18 protein-coding genes are annotated in these 16,280 nt (G+C 61.0%); 5 read left to right on the top strand and 13 right to left on the bottom strand.

The window, feature by feature from the left end; genetic code table 11:
• Nucleotides 1-149: 149 nt before the first annotated feature.
• On the bottom strand, nucleotides 150-1,025 hold the full coding sequence (locus QN377_RS16565; protein WP_095017667.1) for a DMT family transporter: 876 nt from the start codon (nucleotides 1,023-1,025) through the stop codon (nucleotides 150-152).
• 97 nt (nucleotides 1,026-1,122) lie between these two features.
• On the opposite strand from QN377_RS16565, the gene QN377_RS16560 reads away from it, so the two are divergent.
• The 3 genes from QN377_RS16560 to QN377_RS16550 all read left to right on the top strand — a co-directional run bounded on the left by QN377_RS16560 (nucleotide 1,123) and on the right by QN377_RS16550 (nucleotide 3,452).
• Nucleotides 1,123-1,908: an AraC family transcriptional regulator gene (locus QN377_RS16560; RefSeq protein WP_095000991.1), complete on the top strand. Its 786-nt coding sequence runs from the start codon at nucleotides 1,123-1,125 to the stop codon at nucleotides 1,906-1,908.
• Between the two features lie 63 nt (nucleotides 1,909-1,971).
• Complete coding sequence (locus QN377_RS16555; protein WP_095017666.1) at nucleotides 1,972-2,253, top strand: PsiF family protein; 282 nt, start codon at nucleotides 1,972-1,974, stop codon at nucleotides 2,251-2,253.
• A gap of 188 nt (nucleotides 2,254-2,441) precedes the next feature.
• The gene (locus QN377_RS16550; protein WP_095000993.1) at nucleotides 2,442-3,452 is read left to right on the top strand and encodes an AI-2E family transporter; all 1,011 of its coding nucleotides are present in this window, start codon (nucleotides 2,442-2,444) and stop codon (nucleotides 3,450-3,452) included.
• Nucleotides 3,453-3,500: 48 nt separating this feature from the next.
• Here QN377_RS16550 and QN377_RS16545 read toward each other — a convergent pair whose 3' ends face one another.
• On the bottom strand, nucleotides 3,501-4,766 hold the full coding sequence (locus tag QN377_RS16545; protein ID WP_095000994.1) for an Hsp70 family protein: 1,266 nt from the start codon (nucleotides 4,764-4,766) through the stop codon (nucleotides 3,501-3,503).
• Nucleotides 4,767-5,035: 269 nt separating this feature from the next.
• On the opposite strand from QN377_RS16545, the gene cbpA reads away from it, so the two are divergent.
• Together cbpA and QN377_RS16535 are read left to right on the top strand one after the other, a co-directional pair.
• Nucleotides 5,036-5,947 carry a curved DNA-binding protein gene (cbpA, locus tag QN377_RS16540; RefSeq protein WP_095000995.1) on the top strand — a complete coding sequence of 304 codons (912 nt, stop codon included), beginning with the start codon at nucleotides 5,036-5,038 and terminating at the stop codon, nucleotides 5,945-5,947.
• Nucleotides 5,948-5,949: 2 nt separating this feature from the next.
• On the top strand, nucleotides 5,950-6,255 hold the full coding sequence (locus QN377_RS16535; protein WP_095000996.1) for a chaperone modulator CbpM: 306 nt from the start codon (nucleotides 5,950-5,952) through the stop codon (nucleotides 6,253-6,255).
• 127 nt (nucleotides 6,256-6,382) lie between these two features.
• On the opposite strand, the gene QN377_RS16530 is transcribed toward QN377_RS16535, so the two are convergent.
• The 11 genes from QN377_RS16530 to urtB form a co-directional block, all read right to left on the bottom strand.
• Entirely contained in the window at nucleotides 6,383-7,516 is a 1,134-nt protein-coding gene (locus QN377_RS16530) for a sensor histidine kinase (protein WP_095017665.1), read from the bottom strand.
• Between the two features lie 105 nt (nucleotides 7,517-7,621).
• Nucleotides 7,622-9,322 (bottom strand): urease subunit alpha, encoded by a 1,701-nt coding sequence (gene ureC, locus QN377_RS16525; RefSeq protein ID WP_095017664.1) that lies wholly within the window; start codon nucleotides 9,320-9,322, stop codon nucleotides 7,622-7,624.
• Between the two features lie 35 nt (nucleotides 9,323-9,357).
• Entirely contained in the window at nucleotides 9,358-9,666 is a 309-nt protein-coding gene (locus QN377_RS16520; protein WP_095000999.1) for an urease subunit beta, read from the bottom strand.
• Nucleotides 9,663-10,196, bottom strand: coding sequence for a GNAT family N-acetyltransferase (locus QN377_RS16515; protein WP_322214044.1), 534 nt, complete (start codon nucleotides 10,194-10,196; stop codon nucleotides 9,663-9,665). Before QN377_RS16515 ends, QN377_RS16520 begins: the two co-directional genes overlap by 4 nt.
• Complete coding sequence (locus QN377_RS16510; RefSeq protein WP_095001001.1) at nucleotides 10,193-10,726, bottom strand: GNAT family N-acetyltransferase; 534 nt, start codon at nucleotides 10,724-10,726, stop codon at nucleotides 10,193-10,195. The genes QN377_RS16515 and QN377_RS16510 overlap by 4 nt, the downstream gene beginning before the upstream one ends.
• An 8-nt stretch (nucleotides 10,727-10,734) precedes the next feature.
• Complete coding sequence (gene ureA, locus QN377_RS16505) at nucleotides 10,735-11,037, bottom strand: urease subunit gamma (protein WP_016783355.1); 303 nt, start codon at nucleotides 11,035-11,037, stop codon at nucleotides 10,735-10,737.
• 81 nt (nucleotides 11,038-11,118) lie between these two features.
• Complete coding sequence (locus QN377_RS16500) at nucleotides 11,119-11,958, bottom strand: urease accessory protein UreD (protein WP_095017662.1); 840 nt, start codon at nucleotides 11,956-11,958, stop codon at nucleotides 11,119-11,121.
• A gap of 45 nt (nucleotides 11,959-12,003) precedes the next feature.
• Nucleotides 12,004-12,702, bottom strand: coding sequence for an urea ABC transporter ATP-binding subunit UrtE (gene urtE, locus QN377_RS16495; protein ID WP_095017661.1), 699 nt, complete (start codon nucleotides 12,700-12,702; stop codon nucleotides 12,004-12,006).
• Nucleotides 12,703-12,742: 40 nt separating this feature from the next.
• Nucleotides 12,743-13,591: an urea ABC transporter ATP-binding protein UrtD gene (gene urtD, locus QN377_RS16490; RefSeq protein WP_095001004.1), complete on the bottom strand. Its 849-nt coding sequence runs from the start codon at nucleotides 13,589-13,591 to the stop codon at nucleotides 12,743-12,745.
• Complete coding sequence (gene urtC / locus QN377_RS16485; RefSeq protein ID WP_095001005.1) at nucleotides 13,588-14,667, bottom strand: urea ABC transporter permease subunit UrtC; 1,080 nt, start codon at nucleotides 14,665-14,667, stop codon at nucleotides 13,588-13,590. The genes urtD and urtC overlap by 4 nt, the downstream gene beginning before the upstream one ends.
• A complete protein-coding gene (gene urtB, locus QN377_RS16480; protein WP_095017660.1) occupies nucleotides 14,667-16,169 on the bottom strand; it encodes an urea ABC transporter permease subunit UrtB in 1,503 nt (500 codons plus the stop codon). Before urtB ends, urtC begins: the two co-directional genes overlap by 1 nt.
• Between the last annotated feature and the right edge of the window lie 111 nt (nucleotides 16,170-16,280).

Below are 16,280 nucleotides of genomic sequence, written 5' to 3'. Positions count from 1 at the left end.
AAGTCCCTCACCCTCTCCCGGAGGGAGAGGGTGAGGGGACTAAAGGCAAAAGTGGATCCGGGCAACGCCACCAGTTGACTCCCTCTCTCTGCGAAGGCTTGAGCCGGACATCGAAAGCGGGCAGGGAGAGGGCTGGGGTGAGGGCTAAATCACGCCGCCCGCAACGGCGTAGTCCAGCGCTCCGACAGAATCACTCCTCCCAAGGTCAGCGCCCCGCCAATCAGGTGATAGGCATGTAGTTGCTCTTTGAGCACCACCGCTGCGATCAGCGCGGTAATCAACGGCAGCAGGTTGAAGAACAGCGTGGTACGGCTCGGGCCAAGGCTGGCCACGGCTTTCATCCAGGCCAGCGGTGCGATCATCGACGCCAGCACACAGGCATAAAGCACCAGCCCCATGTTATGCACCGTCGGGCCGACCTTAGGTGAGGCCAGATACAGCGGAAACAACACCACAATCGCCACCAGCACCTGCATATACAGCATCTGCAGCGGCGGCAGGCGCAGTTGCCATTTTTTCAGCAGGGTGCTGTAAACCGCATAGGCCAGGGTGGCGACCAGCATCATCGCGTCACCCAGGTTCAGGCCGTGATCGAGCAAGGCCGCCAGGCTGCCGCTCGACACCACCACCAGTACCCCGACAAACGATACGACCGCGCCCACCAAGGCCCCGGCAGTCAGGCGCTGCCCCAGGCTGATAATCGACATGCTCAGAACCATCAGCGGCATCAATGACAGGATAATGCCCATATTGGTCGCCGACGTACGGGCCGCCGCGTAGTAGGCCAGGCTCTGGTACACCGCCATGCCGAGCACGCCGAGGATGAAAATCTTGCCCAGGTTGGGGCGGATGATCGGCCAGTTGCTCATCACCGGCTTGAGCATAAAGGGGGTAAACAGCAGGCCAGCCAGCAGCCAGCGATAAAAGCCGATCTCGGACGGGAAGATCGCTCCCACCGCAAGCTTGTTGATAACGGTATTGCCGGCCCAGATCAAAATGGCCAGTAGCGGGTAAGCGTATTGCATCGGTGACAACCACAGGGTTAATAAGCGGCGATTATCCGCTTGTCTGTCTGCGAGCCTATACTGCGATCCAGCCAACCTCACCCCGTATCCAGACAGCATGCACAAGAATCTGATCAACGTCCCCGAGTTCGACGGTCTGCCAGCGCCGGTTTACTTTCGCTATGCCGAGATTGAGGCCCACAGCCATGCCGTGCCCCATACCCATGCCTGGGGCTCACTGGATTATGTGGCCCACGGTGTGATGCGCTTTGAAGTCGATGGCCGGCGCTTTATGTCGCCGCCGCAATACGCGGTCTGGGTGCCGCCCAACACCGAGCACAGTGCCTACAACGCCCAGGCGATTGTTTATCGCTCTGTGTATCTGGATGCCGTGCATTGCCAGCACTTGCCGACCACCCCGGTCACCCTGGCTATCAGCGATATTCTCAAGGCCATCCTCAGCGACTTTGCCCGCCGCGATATCAATATCCCGCAAAGCGAAGCCGATGTAAGACTGGCCCGGGTGCTGGTCGATCAATTGCGCCAGGCACCGGTGCATCAGTGCTTCTTGCCTTATGCCAGCCATCCGGGCCTGTTGCTGGTGTTGGAAGCGCTGCAACAGAGCCCAGGCGACAACCGCCCGTTGGGCCAGTGGGCGCAGCAGGTGCATGTCAGCGAACGTACATTGGCGCGGGTGTTTGTGCGGGAACTGGGCATGAGCTTTGGCGAGTGGCGTCAGCGTCTGCGGTTTCTGGCCGCGATTGAGGCGCTGGAGTCTGCGCGCAGCGTGCAGGACGTGGGCTTCGACCTGGGTTACAGCACCTCGTCGGCGTTTATCGCAATGTTCCAGCGCCAGGCCGGATGTACCCCGGAGCAGTATCGACGTCAGGCACGAGTGCTGTAACAGAGTTTGTCTACACTTCAGGAATCGCGCTGCCCGTTGGCGCGCCAACAAGGAGAAAACTCCATGAAGATGCTGCATGTTCCTTTGCTGATGATAGGTCTGCTCCTGTGTTCCCAGGGCTTTGCGGCCACGGCCCAACAAAACAAAATGACCACCTGTAACGCTGACGCCAGTGCCAAGGCCCTTAAGGGTGATGAGCGCAAAGCCTTTATGAGTACCTGCCTCAAAGCCAAGCCGGCGACGCAGCAGGACAAGATGAAAACCTGCAATGCCACCGCCGGCACCCAGGCCCTCAAGGGCGATGCGCGCAAAGCCTTTATGAGTGATTGCCTGAAGAAAAAATGATCGGCACTGTGGGAGCGGGCTTGCTCGCGATGGCCTCACTGCGGTTTAACTGACATACCGCAGCGCCTGATTCGCGAGCAAGCCCGCTCCCACAGGGTGTATGCCGTCCCGCCAGTCACAAATTCTAGTGCTCGCAGCTGAAGGCTGGCAGACTGCTTGTCCTTTCACGCTGTCAGTTTTGAGGCTGTATGCCATCGTTTTCTCAGCGTCACATCGTCTTGGCCAGCTACATCATTATTGCTGGCGGCCTGCTATTGGTTTTCCCGTTGCGTTTGTTGCCCAGCCTGCTGGCGGGCTTGTTGGTGTTCGAACTGGTCAATATGCTCACCCCGCAATTGCAGCGTCTGATTGCCGGGCGCCGTGCGCGCTGGCTGGCGGTGGCTTTGCTGGGTACGGTGATTGTCAGCGTACTGGCGCTGATCTTTGCCGGTGCCATCAGTTTTCTGTTGCATGAGGCGGAAAACCCCGGCGCTTCACTGAATAAATTCATGGCCGTAGTCGATCGGGCCCGCGGCCAGTTGCCGCCGTTCCTGGACAGCTACCTGCCAGCCAGTGCTGCCGAGTTCCGGATTGCCATCGGGCAATGGATGAACAAGCACCTCAGCGATCTGCAACTGGTGGGCAAAGACGCCGCGCATATGTTCGTGACCCTGCTGATCGGCATGGTGCTGGGGGCCATCATGGCCTTGCAGACCATTCCTGATATCAGCCGCCGCAAGCCGCTGTCGGCTGCGCTGTTCGAGCGTCTGCACCTGCTGGTACAAGCCTTCCGCAATATCGTTTTTGCGCAAATCAAGATCGCGCTGCTCAACACGGTATTTACCGGGATCTTTCTGGCTGTAGTCCTGCCGCTGCTGGGCGTGCATCTGCCGCTGACCAAAACTCTGATCGTGCTGACCTTCCTGCTGGGTTTGCTGCCGGTGATTGGCAACCTGATTTCCAACACCCTGATCACTATCGTCGGTTTGTCGCTGTCGATCTGGGTGGCGATCGGGGCGCTGGGTTATCTGATTGTTATCCACAAGCTGGAATACTTCCTCAACGCCAAGATCGTCGGCGGGCAAATCAGTGCCAAGTCGTGGGAATTGCTGCTGGCGATGCTGGTCTTTGAAGCAGCCTTCGGCCTGCCGGGCGTGGTGGCGGGGCCGATCTACTATGCGTATTTGAAGAGTGAGTTGAAGCAGGTGGGGTTGGTGTAACGGCTTGCCCCAACCCTTTCTCGGAGGGAGAGGGTTGGGGCGAGGGTTTTAGCCGTAACGCTTTTTGGCCTCAATCGCCAGACCGCTGCCGATGCTGCCGAAGATGTTGCCTTCAACATGCTGCGCATTCGGCAACATGGCCGCGACGCTCTGGCGCAAGGCCGGAATCCCGCTTGAACCACCGGTGAAGAACACCGTATCCACCTGCTCGACACCCACGCCGGCATTGCCCAGCAATTGCGTCACGCTGTTGCGGATGCGTTCCAGCTGGTTGTCGATGGACTCTTCAAACATCGCCCGGCTCAGGTTTACGCTCAACCCCGCTTCAACCCGGTCCAGCGGCACATGGCGGCTGTCGTTGTGGGTCAGTTCGATCTTGGTCTGCTCGATTTCCATCGCCAGCCAGTGTCCGGCACGCTGCTCGATCAGTTTGAACAGACGGTCGATACCGCCGGTATCCTCAATGTCGTAACGCATGCTGCCCAGCGACAGCTGGGATTTTTGCGAGTACACGGAGTTGATGGTGTGCCAGGTCGCCAGGTTCATATGATGGCTGGTAGGCATGTAGGCGCCGCTTTTCATGCGGCTGCCGTAGCCGAACAATGGCATCACGCCTTGCAGGCTCAGCTGTTTGTCGAAATCGGTACCGCCCACGTGTACGCCGCCGGTGGCCAGAATATCGTCCTGGCGGTTGTCCAGGCCACGGCGCTCGGGCGACAGGCGCACCAGGGAGAAGTCGGACGTACCACCGCCGATATCGACAATCAGCACCAGCTCTTCGCGCTCGATGGTGGACTCATAGTCAAATGCCGCGGCGATCGGTTCGTACTGGAAGGACACTTCCTTGAAGCCGATGGCGCGGGCCACGTCAGTCAGGGTGTTTTCGGCTTCCTGGTCGGCCAGGGGGTCGTCGTCGACGAAAAATACCGGGCGACCGAGTACCACTTCTTCGAATTCACGACCGGCGGTCGCTTCGGCGCGCTTTTTCAGCTGGGCGATAAACAGCCCCAGCAAGTCCTTGAACGGCATCGCCGTGCCCAGAACGCTGGTGTCGTGCTTGATCAGCTTGGAACCCAGCAGGCTTTTGAGCGAGCGCATCAGGCGGCCTTCGTAGCCTTCCAGGTACTCATGCAGCGCCAGACGGCCGTACACCGGGCGGCGTTCTTCCATATTGAAGAACACCACCGAGGGCAGGGTGATCTTGTCGTCCTCCAGCGCAATGAGGGTTTCCACGCCTGGACGCAGCCAGCCGACGGTGGAGTTTGACGTGCCGAAGTCGATACCGCAGGCACGTGCTGGAGAGGCGCTTTTCATGTCTTTCGTGTTCCGGTCAAAAAACGGCCGCGCAGTGTATGTCAGACCGCCGCAGAATCGAAGCACGACTAATCGTTAAATCGCAGGTTTTAATCCACTTGAAAGACTATCCTTGATCCCCAAACTTCCAGTCATTGGCGTGGCAGTCTTTAGGCTGCCGATAAACATTGGCAGCGCTGTTCTTGAGGCCGGTCAAATGACAGGCCGGGCAACCGGAGCATTCTGGTGACCTGAGCTGCGCGATATTGATAACGGATGGTGATCCTTACATGGACTTCAAAGACTATTACAAGATCCTGGGTGTCGAGCCCACGGCGGACGATAAGGCGATCAAGACCGCCTATCGCAAGCTGGCGCGCAAGTATCACCCGGATGTGAGCAAGGAAAAGGACGCCGAGAGCAAGTTCAAGGATGTCAACGAGGCGTATGAAGCCCTTAAAAGCGCCGAAAAACGCGCTGAATACGACGAAATTCGCAAATACGGCCAGCATGGCCAGCCGTTCCAGGGGCCGCCGGGCTGGCAAGGCCGTTCCAGCGGCGGTTTCGAAGACAATGGCGATTTTTCGGACTTCTTCAGCTCGATCTTCGGTTCGCGTGGTGGCGGTTTTGGTGGGCAATCAGGCCGCAGTGCGGGCCGTCGCGGGCAGGATGTTGAAATGGAATTGCCGATTTTCCTTGAAGAAACCCTGTCGGGTGAGTCCAAGCCCATCAGCTTTCAGATAGGCGGGGTCAGCAAGACCCTGAACGTGAAGATCCCGGCCGGTGTGACCGACGGTGAGCGCATCCGCCTTAAAGGCCAGGGTGGCCCGGGCGTGGGTGGCGGGGCCAACGGTGATCTGTACCTGATCATCCGTTTTGCACCGCATCCGAAGTTCGATGTTGAAGGCCATGACCTGGTTATCACGGTTCCTCTGGCGCCGTGGGAAGCTGCGCTGGGCACCAAGGTGGCGATACCGACCCTGACCAGCAAGGTGATGATGACCATTCGCCCTGACAGCCAGAGCGGTCAGCGCATGCGCATCAAGGGCCACGGCCTGGTGGACAAGCAAGGCCAGCGTGGTGATTTGTATGCGCAACTGAAAGTGGTCATGCCGACCCATGGCGACGAGGCCACCAAGGCCCTGTGGCAAGAACTTGCCGACAAAGCAGCATTTGATCCGAGAGCCCAATGGAGTAACTGATCATGAGCAGCACCCTGATCGTTCAGCTGGACATGGAAAGGTTCTGCGAAGAGGCCAATATCCCGGCCACTTACGTGATAGAGATTGTCGAACACGGAATTATCGAACCTCAGGGCCGCACGCCTGACGTGTGGCGTTTTGAAGACTACGAACTGGTCATCGCCAGACGCGCGGCCAAGCTGCGTGATGATCTGCAGATGGAATGGGAGGGTGTGGCGCTGGCGCTGGACCTGCTCGAGGAAGTGCAGCAGTTGCGTGCTGAAAATCAGCGATTGAAGCAGCAGTTGGGGCGGTTTGTGACGCAATAGATGAAGCCTGCCTAAAGGCTCTGTGGGAGCTGGCTTGCCTGCGATGGCCCCGGCGCGGTGTTCCTGATAGACCGCGGCGACTGCATCGCGAGCAAGCCCGCTCCCACAGATTGTGTTTGCCCAGGGCTCAGGCGTTTTTGGGCAACACCACCGTAAACGTCGTGCCCTCGGCTTCGGTCGAGGTCACGTCGATGCTGCCCTGGTGGGCGTCCACCACTTCCTTGATGATAAACAACCCCAGGCCCAGGCTGGTGGATGTACCCGGCTGGGTCAGGTCTTCGCTCGGGCTGCGCACCAGCGGGTCGAACAGGGTGCCCAGGGCGTCTTCGGCGATGGGCATGCCCAGGTTGTGCACGCGCAAGGTCACCGCTTCGCTGTCCCCGCTCAGGTGCAATGTCACCTTGCCCCGGCGCGCACCGTGCTGCAGGGCATTGCCGATCAGGTTTTGCAGCAGTTGCCCCAACCGGCGCGGATCCCAGTGCCCTTGCACATCACCTTCGACCTGCAGTGCCGGCGCGCAATCCGGTTGCCCGGCGCAGGCTTCATCCAGCGCCGCCTGGCAGGCCTGGGCAAGGTCCATCGGCTCGGGCTCGATCGGCAGGCTGGTGCCCAGACGGCTGCGCACAAACTCCAGCAGGTCATTGACCATCGCGCCCATATGCCGCGTGCCGTTTCTGATGGCCAGCAGATAAGGCTGCGCCGCAGGGTCAAGGCTGGTTTTGCGCTCCAGCATTTCACTGGACATGCTCACTGCCTGCAACGGTGCGCGCAGGTCATGACCCAGGATGGCAAGGAAGATGTCGCGTGAGCGATTGACCTGTTCGGCATAGGCCGCGGTGGACTCGGCCAGGGCCTGGTCAATGGCTTCGTTGAAGCGGATCATGTCGAGCAGGTGCTCGTGGGCCGGGGCCTGGATGCTGGCGACCCACAGGCGGATGACGCAGGCGCGCAGGTGGCGGAACTCCGAAGTCATCTGCACCAGATCAAAACCCACGGTATGGCGCAGCTCGCCGTGGCTGGCAGCTGCTTCATCCAGCGCAGGGCTCGTTTCGGGGCCTTCACCCTCGGCCTTGGCCTGCTGCTCGCTGGCCGTTTGCGCGGTGTTCATGTCCCGCGAGGCAGCCAGCAGGATTTCCCTGGCATGGTCGCGCAGCGCGACGCTGTTCATGGATTCGGCTGCCGGGGTGATGGTTTCGGCAAACTGCTCCCATTCATCGACGATGCGATCTACATTGAGCACGATGAATTCAGATAGGCCCATGGCCACACGCCTTGCTGCAAGAGCGGTTGTAAAAAATGGAGCCGCATCTTAACGCCAAATGCAGCGTTCCAGTACAACCGCCAATCCCCCTGCAAATACGGGGTGTCAGAACAGGAAGTAGCGCTGTGCCATCGGCAGGACCTCGGCCGGTTCACACCACAGCAATACACCGTCGGCCTTGACCTGATAGGTCTGCGGGTCGACTTCGATCGCGGGCAGATAGCCGTTGTGGATCAGATCCTTTTTCTGCACATCCCGGCAGCCCTTTACCACCGCGATTTGCTTTTGCAAACCCAGCGCTGCGGGGACGCCCGCGTCAAACGCGGCCTGGCTGATAAAGGTCAGGCAGGTGGCGTGGCGCGAGCCGCCGTAGCTGGCGAACATCGGGCGATAGTGAACCGGTTGCGGCGTGGGGATCGAGGCGTTGGCATCGCCCATCAGGCTTGCCGCAATGGCCCCGCCCTTGATGATCAACGTCGGTTTGACGCCGAAGAACGCCGGGCGCCACAGCACCAGGTCGGCCCACTTGCCGACTTCGATCGAGCCCACTTCATGGCTTACGCCATGGGTGATCGCCGGGTTGATGGTGTATTTGGCGATATAGCGCTTGGCGCGGAAGTTATCGTTGCCCGGTGCATCCTCAGGCAGCGGCCCGCGCTGTTTTTTCATCTTGTCGGCAGTTTGCCAGGTGCGCGTGATCACTTCGCCCACCCGGCCCATGGCCTGGCTGTCGGAGCTGATCATCGAGAACGCGCCCAGGTCATGGAGGATGTCTTCGGCGGCGATGGTCTCGCGGCGGATCCGGCTTTCGGCGAAAGCCACGTCCTCGGCGATGCTCGGGTCGAGGTGATGGCAGACCATCAGCATGTCGAGGTGTTCGTCGATGGTGTTGCGCGTAAAAGGCCGCGTCGGGTTGGTGGAGCTGGGCAGCACGTTGGTCAGGCCGCAGGCCTTGATGATGTCCGGCGCATGCCCGCCACCGGCACCTTCGGTGTGATAGGTGTGGATGGTGCGGCCCTTGAAGGCGGCGAGGGTGGTTTCGACAAAGCCCGACTCGTTCAGGGTGTCGCTGTGGATCGCCACTTGCACGTCATAGAGATCGGCAACGGTCAGGCAGTTGTCGATGGACGCCGGGGTGGTGCCCCAGTCTTCGTGCAGCTTGAGGCCGATGGCTCCGGCTTCGACCTGTTCGATCAGCGGTTGCGGCAGGCTGGCGTTGCCCTTGCCGGTAAAGCCCATGTTCATCGGGAACGAATCGGCGGCCTGAAGCATGCGCGCCATGTGCCACGGCCCCGAAGTGCAGGTGGTGGCATTGGTGCCGGTGGCCGGGCCGGTACCGCCGCCGATCATGGTGGTCACGCCGCTGTTGAGCGCTTCTTCGATCTGTTGCGGGCAGATAAAGTGGATATGGGTGTCGATGCCGCCTGCGGTGAGGATCATGCCTTCGCCGGCGATCACTTCGGTGCTGGCGCCGATGGCGATGGTCACATCGGGCTGGATATCCGGGTTGCCGGCCTTGCCGATGGCGTGGATGCGCCCGTTCTTGAGGCCCACATCGGCTTTGACGATGCCCCAGTGATCGATAATCAGCGCATTGGTGATCAGCGTGTCGACCACTTCACTGGCGAGCAGTTGGCTCTGCCCCATGCCGTCACGAATCACCTTGCCACCGCCGAACTTCACTTCTTCGCCGTAGGTGGTGAAGTCGTGCTCGACCTCAATCCACAACTCGGTGTCGGCCAGGCGGATCTTGTCGCCGACGGTGGGGCCGAACATGTCGGCGTAAGCCTGACGGGAGATTTTCATGGTGAGTTCCTAAAAATTGGTTCGGACCCTGTGGGTCAATCCAGATTGCCCATCACCCGCCCGGCGAAGCCGAACACCCGGCGCAGACCGGCCAGTTCCACCAGTTCCACTTCACGGGTTTGCCCCGGCTCGAAGCGCACGGCGGTGCCAGCCGGAATGTTCAGGCGCATGCCGCGACTGTCGCCACGGTCAAACATCAGGGCGTCGTTGGTTTCAAAAAAGTGATAATGCGAGCCGACCTGGATCGGGCGGTCGCCACGATTGGCTACGCTCAGGACCAGGGTGCGGCGGCCGACGTTCAGTTCGATCTCGCCCGACTCAATGCGGTATTCGCCCGGGATCATTGCGGCTCACTCAGGGTTTTGAAGTAGATGGCCGTGGGGCTGTAGTGGCCGTCGGGGCTTTGGCAGTAGTTGGGCAACTCGCCCACGCGGGTGTAGCCCAGGGCACTGTAGAAGTTCTCGGCGGGGGAGCCGGCTTCGGTGTCCAGGTGCAACAGGCCGCGCTTTTGCTCGCGGGCGCCTTGCTCCAGGGCGTGGATCAGTACCTGTCCCAGGCCGCGGCGACGCACTTCATTGAGCACCAGCAGTTTTTGCACCTCGGCACGGTTCAGGCCGTTGGCCTTCTGGCACAGCACCAGTTGCACGCTGGACAGCACGCGCTGGTCTTCGACCAGTACCCACAGCAGCAGATTGCCTTGTTCCAGTTGCCCGTGAACTTCGTTGAAGTAACGGCTGGCCTGAGGCTGATCCAGATCGTTCATGAAACCCACCGATGCGCCGTGCCCGACCGCATCGAGCAGCAACACAATCAAGTCATCGCGGTACTGAGCAAAGCTCTGCGCCGTCACGCGTACCACCTGTTCGGCGTTCATTGTGCGAGCTCCTTGGGCGGCAGGGCGCCGGGGTTAAGCATCAGTTGCATAAAAGTCAGGTCTAGCCAGCGGCCGAACTTGATCCCCACTTGCGGCATGCGCCCGCTGGTGACAAAGCCCAGTTGCCTGTGGACATGGATCGAGGCCGCGTTGGCGCCTTCGATGGCGGCGACCATCACATGCTTGTCACAGGCACGGGCGCGTTTGATCAACTCGGCCAGCAACTGTGGCCCGAGTTTTTTGCCGCGCTGCTCGGGGTGGATATACACCGAGTGCTCAACGGTATGGCGAAAGCCCTCGAACGGCCGCCAGTCGCCGAACGAGGCATAGCCCAGGGCTATATTGGTGTCGTCGACGATCACCAGAATCGGGTAACCCTGGGCCTGGCGTGCGTCGAACCACTGCTGGCGGTTGTCCAGGTCTACGGTGTTTTCGTTCCATATGGCCAGGGTGTTGAGCACCGCATCGTTGTAGATATCGCGAATCGCCGGCAGATCCGCCGCGACTGCATCACGAATGACATAAGACATGCTCGGCCTCAGGCGATGGGTTGGTGGACGGTGACCAGCTTGGTGCCATCCGGGAAGGTGGCTTCGACCTGGATATCGGGGATCATTTCCGGAATGCCTTCCATCACCTGGTCGCGGGTCAGCAGGGTGGTGCCGTAGTGCATCAGCTCGGCGACGGTGCGGCCATCGCGGGCACCTTCGAGCAGGGCTGCGGAGATATAGGCGATGGTTTCCGGGTAGTTGAGAATCACACCGCGGGCCAACCGCCGCTCGGCCAGCAGGCCGGCGGTGAAGATCAGCATCTTGTCTTTTTCGCGTGGAGTCAGGTCCATGGTCGGGTCCGTGTTCGGCAGTTAAAAATGAGTCGGGCCTTGGCCCTCACCCTAACCCTCTCCCAGAGGGTGAGGGGCTCTTCAGGTACTCCAGATGCGTGGCGCCAACGCCTCGCGCCCCAGCAATGCCGGGCGCAGCAAGCGCCATAAATCGATCAGCCAGCTGCGCGCCTGCAAGGCTTCACTGGCCAGGCAGCGCGCTACCAGTAGACCCGGTAATTGAGTCAAATCACCGCGCACCGGGTTGGCCAGCGCGCGGCAGCGTTCCAGCAGCTCGGCACTGACTTCACCCGTTACCAGCAAGGTGGCAAACACCGGGTTGCCATCCAGGCCGATGGGCGAATCCAGCAGCCCGTCGCCGCCTGCAATGCGCTGGCGTTCATGCCAGAGCAACTGGCCGTCGCGGCGGATATCCAGGCGTGACTGAAAATGCCCGTGCTCAAAACGCTCGCCGCTGGCCAGCCGCCCCAACGCCACCATGTCCCAGTAAAACAGCCGTGCATCGCCTGCAAGTTCGATACGGGTGGTGAGTTCGGCCTGGGCTGCGCTGAACACGATGGTTTCTTGCGGTAGCCATTCCAGGGTCGCGCCGGCAGCCACGTTCAATTCGACTGTCTGGTAAGCCGGGCCCGCCGCGCGATACCACTTGGCCGCGCCGGGGCTGGTCAATTGCGCCCAGGCATCGGGGCCGACGCTGGCGCTGATATTCAGTTGGTCACCCCCGGCAATCCCCCCCGGCGGGTGGACGATGATGTGCTGGCACACCTCGGGGCCTTCGGCGTACAAATGCTTTTGCACCCGCAACGGGCCGAGGTGGCGCCGCAGGGTAGGGCGGGTGCTGTCGCCAAAACGGCCATAGCCCAGCTCCAGCTCGGCGAGCCAGCTGGGGGTGAACAATGCGGTATTGGCCGGCAGGTTCATATGTAGGACTTCTTTGTAAGAAAAGCACCAGGAAAGAGGGACAGATTAAATCGTCACCAGCCCGCGCACACCCTCTGTTTGCATATTTTCACCACGCCCCTGCTGCACGATTTCACCTCGCGACATCACCAGATACTGATCGGCGAGCTCCTCGGCAAAGTCATAAAACTGCTCCACCAGCAAAATCGCCATATCGCCGCGGGCGGCGAGCATTTTGATCACTGCGCCGATCTCCTTGATCACCGAGGGCTGGATGCCTTCGGTGGGTTCGTCGAGGATCAACAGGCGCGGGCGGCTGGCCAGGGCGCGACCAATGGCCAGCTGTTGCTGCTGGCCACCGGACAAATCGCCGCCGCGCCGGTGTTTCATTTGCAGCAGCACCGGGAACAGTTCGTAGATAAACGCCGGCACTTCCCTGGCCTCGGCGCCGGGAAAGCGCGACAGGCCCATCAGCAGGTTTTCTTCCACCGTCAGGCGCCCGAAAATCTCCCGGCCCTGGGGCACATAGGCGATCCCGGCGTGGACCCGCTGATGAGGCTTGAGCGTGGTGATGGGCTGGCCCTCCCACTGCACGCTGCCTTCCTTGACCGGCAACAGGCCCATCAGGCATTTGAGCAGGGTGGTCTTGCCCACGCCATTACGGCCGAGCAGGCAGGTGACTTCACCGACTTTGAGCTCGAAGGACAGGCCGCGAAGGATATGACTGCCGCCGTAGTATTGGTGCAGTTTTTCGACGTTAAGCATGTTCAGTTCTCTCCATGCCCCCTGTGGGAGCGGGCAGTTTTCAGCGACCCAGGTAGACTTCGATCACCCGTTCATCCGCCTGCACCTGCTCCAGCGAGCCTTCGGCCAATACGCTGCCCTGGTGCAGCACGGTGACGTGGTCGGCAATCGAGCCGACAAAGCCCATGTCATGCTCCACCACCATCAGCGAATGTTTGCCCGCCAGGCTCTTGAACAGCTCGGCGGTGAATTCGGTTTCGGCATCGGTCATGCCCGCCACCGGCTCGTCGAGCAACAGCAGTTGCGGGTCCTGCATCAACAACATGCCGATTTCCAGAAACTGTTTCTGCCCGTGGGACAACAGCCCCGCAGGCCGCAGGGCCGAGCCGGTCAGGCGGATGGTATGCAGCACTTCGCCGATACGGTCCTTTTGCTCTCCTGTCAGTTTCGCGCGCAGGCTGGCCCACACCGACTTGTCGGTCTTCTGCGCCAGCTCCAGGTTCTCGAACACGCTCAGGGCCTCGAATACCGTGGGCTTCTGGAACTTTCGGCCAATCCCGGCCTGGGCGATCTGTACTTCGCTCATCTGGCGCAGGTCGAGGGTTTCGCCAAACCAGGCCTGGCCTTCGCTGGGCCGGGTCTTGCCGGTGATCACATCCATCATGGTGGTCTTGCCCGCACCATTGGGGCCGATGATGCAGCGCAGTTCACCGACGCCGATATACAGGTTGAGGTTGTTCAGGGCCTTGAAGCCATCGAAGCTGACGCTGATGTCTTCCAGGGTCAGGAGGGTGCCGTGGCGGGTGTTCAGGCCCGGCCCGGCGGCTTGTCCCAGGCCGATGGCGTCGCGACTGCTGCCAGCGTCCAGCACCGGTTCGAGCATGAATTCGGCGGTCGGTGTGATTCTCATTGTTCGCCCCTTTTCTTCAGCAGGCCGATCACGCCTTTAGGCAGGTACAGGGTCACGACGATAAACAGTGCGCCCAGGAAGAACAGCCAGTACTCGGGGAACGCCACGGTAAACCAGCTTTTCATGCCATTGACCACGCCTGCCCCCAGCAGCGGGCCAATCAGGGTCCCGCGCCCGCCGAGGGCGACCCATACGGCGGCTTCGATGGAGTTGGTCGGCGACATTTCACCCGGGTTGATAATGCCCACCTGGGGCACATACAAGGCCCCGGCCAGGCCGCACAGCACGGCGCTCAGTACCCAGACGAACAGCTTGAAACCGCGCGGGTCGTAGCCGCAGAACATCAGGCGGTTTTCCGCGTCGCGCAGTGCGGTCAATACCCGGCCGAACTTGCTGCGCGCCAGTCGCCAGCCAAGGAACAGGCTGGTCACCAGCAGCAGCACGGTGGCCAAAAACAGCGCCGCGCGTGTGCCCGGCTCGGTGATGCCAAAGCCCAGAATACTGCGAAAATTGGTGAAGCCGTTGTTGCCGCCAAAGCCGGTTTCGTTGCGGAAAAACAGCAGCATTCCGGCGAAGGTCAGGGCCTGGGTCATGATCGAGAAGTACACGCCCTTGATCCGCGAGCGAAAGGCGAAAAAGCCGAACACCAGGGCCAGCAGGCCGGGGGCCAATACCACCAGACACATTGCCCACCAGAAATGCTCGGTACCGACCCAGTACCATGGCAGCTCGGTCCACGACAAAAAGGTCATAAAGGCCGGCAGCTCGTCGCCCGAGGCCTGGCGCATCAGGTACATGCCCATTGCGTAACCGCCCAGGGCGAAGAACAGGCCATGGCCGAGCGACAGCAGCCCGGCGTAGCCCCAGACCAGATCCAGGGCCAGGGCGACAATGGCGTAGCAGAGAATCTTGCCCACCAGCGTCAGCGTGTAGGCCGAGACCTGCAACGGGCTGTCGGCGGGCAACAACGAGAGCAGCGGCAGGGCCAGCAATACCAGCAGGACCAGAACGCCCACCAGTGTAGTGACCGTAGGTCCGGCCTTTTGTGCAGCAGTGACCATCAGAGGCTGATTCATCAGTCGATCACCCGTCCTTTAAGCGCGAAGAGCCCCTGCGGACGCTTCTGGATAAACAGAATGATCAGTCCCAGGATCAGGATTTTGCCCAGCACGGCACCGATCTGCGGTTCGAGGATCTTGTTGGCGATACCCAGGCCAAAGGCCGCATACACAGTACCGGCCAATTGGCCGACGCCGCCCAGCACCACCACCAGAAACGAGTCGATGATGTAGCCCTGTCCCAGATCCGGGCCCACGTTGCCGACCTGGCTCAAGGCCACGCCGCCAAGTCCGGCAATCCCCGAGCCCAGGCCGAAGGCGAGCATGTCCACGCGCCCGGTGGGTACACCGCAGCAGGCAGCCATGTTGCGGTTCTGGGTAACGGCGCGCACGTTGAGGCCCAAACGGGTCTTGTTCAGCAGCAGCCAGGTCAGTACCACCACGGCCAGGGCGAAGACGATGATCACCAGACGGTTATACGGCAACACCAGATTGGGCAGCACTTGCAGCCCGCCCGACAGCCAGGCCGGGTTGGCCACTTCGACGTTTTGTGCGCCGAACAGCACGCGTACCAGCTGGATCAAAATCAGGCTGATGCCCCAGGTGGCAAGCAATGTCTCCAGCGGGCGGCCGTAGAGGTGACGGATGATGGTGCGCTCCAGCAGCATGCCCACGGCTGCGGTAACGAAGAACGCCACGGGCAGGGCCAGCAGCGGGTAGAACTCGATGGCGCCGGGAGCAAAGCGCTGGAACAGCAACTGCACGCAGTAGGTGGAATAGGCGCCGAGCATCAGCATTTCGCCGTGGGCCATATTGATCACCCCCAGCAGGCCAAAGGTGATGGCCAGGCCGAGTGCAGCCAGCAGCAGGATCGATCCGAGGGACAAACCGCTGAACGCCTGCCCCAGCAGGTCGCCGATCAGCAGCTTGCGTTTGATTTGCACCAGGCTGGTTTCGGCGGCGGTGTGCACGCTGGCATCGGTTTCTACCCCTGGTTGCAGCAGGTTTTCGAGGCGGGTCCGGGCCAGCGGTTCGCCAGTTTCGCCCAGCAGGCGCACGGCGGCCAGACGCACGGCAGGGTTGGGGTCGACCAATTGCAGATTGGCCAGCGCCAGGCTTAATGCGCTGTGCACATCGCTGTCCTTTTCAGCGGCCAGTTGTTGGTCGAGGAAATTGAGTTGCGCCGGTTTGGCGGATTTCTGCAATTGTTGCGCTGCGCTCAAGCGCAGCTTGGGGTCGGCTGCCAGCAGTTGATGGCTGGCCAGTGCGGTATCGATCAAGCCGCGCAAGCGGTTGTTCAGGCGCAGGGTTTTAACCTGGCCGTCTACGCTGATCTGGCCTTGTTGCAGGCTATTGATCAGCTCTACACGGGCGGGTGCCGGTTGTGCCGCCCAGCTTTCGAGTAGCGTGGCTTGCTGTGAGTTAGTGGCGGCGGCGAAGTCGCTGGCGTCGTCGGCGTGGGCGGCCAGGGGCAGCAACAGCAGTAGCGCGACGATAACGCGGTAAAGGGCAGTGGGCATAGTTATGGCCTTGCACAGATAGAAGCAATTCAACACACCTGTGGGAGCGGGCTTGCTCGCGATGCAGGCAACGCGGTCTTTCAGTCAAACCGCTGTCTCTTATACACATCT

The sequence above is a fragment of the Pseudomonas sp. CCC4.1 genome, from assembly GCF_035019225.1.
In the GTDB taxonomy this organism is placed as follows: Bacteria; Pseudomonadota; Gammaproteobacteria; order Pseudomonadales; family Pseudomonadaceae; genus Aquipseudomonas; species Aquipseudomonas bubulae.
This window is presented reverse-complemented; position numbering and strand designations above follow the sequence as displayed.

Coding starts and splice junctions, on each gene's coding strand:
- QN377_RS16565 (WP_095017667.1), bottom strand. CDS start 1,025: ATGCAATACGCTTACCCGCTACTGGCCATTTTGATCTGGGCCGGCAAT.
- QN377_RS16560 (WP_095000991.1), top strand. CDS start 1,123: ATGCACAAGAATCTGATCAACGTCCCCGAGTTCGACGGTCTGCCAGCG.
- QN377_RS16555 (WP_095017666.1), top strand. CDS start 1,972: ATGAAGATGCTGCATGTTCCTTTGCTGATGATAGGTCTGCTCCTGTGT.
- QN377_RS16550 (WP_095000993.1), top strand. CDS start 2,442: ATGCCATCGTTTTCTCAGCGTCACATCGTCTTGGCCAGCTACATCATT.
- QN377_RS16545 (WP_095000994.1), bottom strand. CDS start 4,766: ATGAAAAGCGCCTCTCCAGCACGTGCCTGCGGTATCGACTTCGGCACG.
- cbpA (WP_095000995.1), top strand. CDS start 5,036: ATGGACTTCAAAGACTATTACAAGATCCTGGGTGTCGAGCCCACGGCG.
- QN377_RS16535 (WP_095000996.1), top strand. CDS start 5,950: ATGAGCAGCACCCTGATCGTTCAGCTGGACATGGAAAGGTTCTGCGAA.
- QN377_RS16530 (WP_095017665.1), bottom strand. CDS start 7,516: ATGGGCCTATCTGAATTCATCGTGCTCAATGTAGATCGCATCGTCGAT.
- ureC (WP_095017664.1), bottom strand. CDS start 9,322: ATGAAAATCTCCCGTCAGGCTTACGCCGACATGTTCGGCCCCACCGTC.
- QN377_RS16520 (WP_095000999.1), bottom strand. CDS start 9,666: ATGATCCCGGGCGAATACCGCATTGAGTCGGGCGAGATCGAACTGAAC.
- QN377_RS16515 (WP_322214044.1), bottom strand. CDS start 10,196: ATGAACGCCGAACAGGTGGTACGCGTGACGGCGCAGAGCTTTGCTCAG.
- QN377_RS16510 (WP_095001001.1), bottom strand. CDS start 10,726: ATGTCTTATGTCATTCGTGATGCAGTCGCGGCGGATCTGCCGGCGATT.
- ureA (WP_016783355.1), bottom strand. CDS start 11,037: ATGGACCTGACTCCACGCGAAAAAGACAAGATGCTGATCTTCACCGCC.
- QN377_RS16500 (WP_095017662.1), bottom strand. CDS start 11,958: ATGAACCTGCCGGCCAATACCGCATTGTTCACCCCCAGCTGGCTCGCC.
- urtE (WP_095017661.1), bottom strand. CDS start 12,702: ATGCTTAACGTCGAAAAACTGCACCAATACTACGGCGGCAGTCATATC.
- urtD (WP_095001004.1), bottom strand. CDS start 13,591: ATGAGAATCACACCGACCGCCGAATTCATGCTCGAACCGGTGCTGGAC.
- urtC (WP_095001005.1), bottom strand. CDS start 14,667: ATGAATCAGCCTCTGATGGTCACTGCTGCACAAAAGGCCGGACCTACG.
- urtB (WP_095017660.1), bottom strand. CDS start 16,169: ATGCCCACTGCCCTTTACCGCGTTATCGTCGCGCTACTGCTGTTGCTG.